At 66.5% G+C, this 1,342-nt stretch carries 1 protein-coding gene; it reads left to right on the forward strand.

Annotated elements, in window-relative coordinates; translation table 11 throughout:
• Positions 1-1,057: M50 family metallopeptidase (locus tag AOK03_RS39780; RefSeq protein WP_055570192.1), on the forward strand; the 1,057-nt coding region annotated here is incomplete at its 5' end.
• Positions 1,058-1,342 lie beyond the last annotated feature (285 nt).

The raw sequence follows: 1,342 nt of genomic DNA on the forward strand, positions 1-1,342 counted from the left end.
CGGCCGCATCGAGGCACGGTCGACGTCCCCCTGGCGCGGCATGATCGAGGACGCCCGCTCGGCGGCCTTCGAAGAGCTCCAGCCCGGCGACGAGAGCCGCCTCTTCTACACGCGCAAGCCCTGGAAGCGCGTGATCGTGATGTTCGCCGGGCCCTTCATGAACCTGATCCTCGCCGTGGCGATCTTCCTCGGCGTGATGATGACGTTCGGCATCAGCAGCCAGACGACCCAGGTCGGCAAGGTCTCCGACTGCGTCATCCAGCAGAGCGAGAACCGCGCGAAGTGCGAGAAGGGCGACAAGGCCGCGCCCGCCAAGGCGGCCGGCCTCAAGCCCGGCGACAAGATCGTCGCCTTCCAGGGCAAGTCCGTCGACGACTGGTCCGCGCTCCAGTCCAAGATCCGCGAGACCATCGGCCCGGCCACCATCACGGTCGAGCGCGACGGCAAGCAGCTTGACCTGCACGCCAACCTGATCAGGAACCAGGTCACCAAGACCGACGGCGACGGTGCCTACGTGGAGGGCAAGTACGTCTACGCGGGCTTCCTCGGCTTCACCCCCGCCACCGGCATCGTGCAGCAGTCCTTCGGCGACTCCGTCGACCGCATGGGCGACATGATGGAGAACGGCGTCGAGTCGATCATCGCCCTGCCGTCCAAGATCCCCGACCTGTGGAACGCGGCGTTCGGTGACGGCGAGCGCAAGCAGGACTCCCCGATGGGCGTCGTCGGCGCGGCCCGGGTGGGCGGCGACGTGTTCACCCTGGACATCCCGCCGGAGAACCAGATCGCGATGATGCTGTTCCTCATCGCGGGCTTCAACCTCTCGCTGTTCCTCTTCAACATGCTGCCGCTGCTCCCGCTCGACGGCGGCCACATCGCGGGCGCCCTGTGGGAGTCCGTGCGCCGGAACGCGGCGAAGGTCCTGCGCCGCCCCGACCCGGGCCCGTTCGACGTCGCCAAGCTGATGCCGGTGGCCTATGTGGTGGCGGGAATCTTCATCTGCTTCACGATCCTGGTGCTCATCGCGGACGTGGTGAATCCAGTGAGAATCTCCTGATTACGGGAAGTTTGCGGCGGCCCGGCACCTTGTGTGACGGGCCGCCCACCATTGGGTGGACTTCCGGACGTGATGTGCTCGGGCCCCGCGGGGTGCCGTAATCTCGAATCCGGAGCCCGCCGATCTCGGGACCCAGATGCACACTTAGTGATCCGTACTCTGTGATCCACACTCTTGGGGATGCTCGCCAGATGACTGCCGTATCGCTCGGAATCCCGTCCGTTCCGACCAAGCTCGCCGACCGAAGGGTCAGCCGCAAGATCCAGGTCGGCACGGTGGCCGTGG

The organism is Streptomyces atriruber (assembly GCF_001418325.1).
GTDB classification, from domain to species: Bacteria; Actinomycetota; Actinomycetes; order Streptomycetales; family Streptomycetaceae; genus Streptomyces; species Streptomyces atriruber.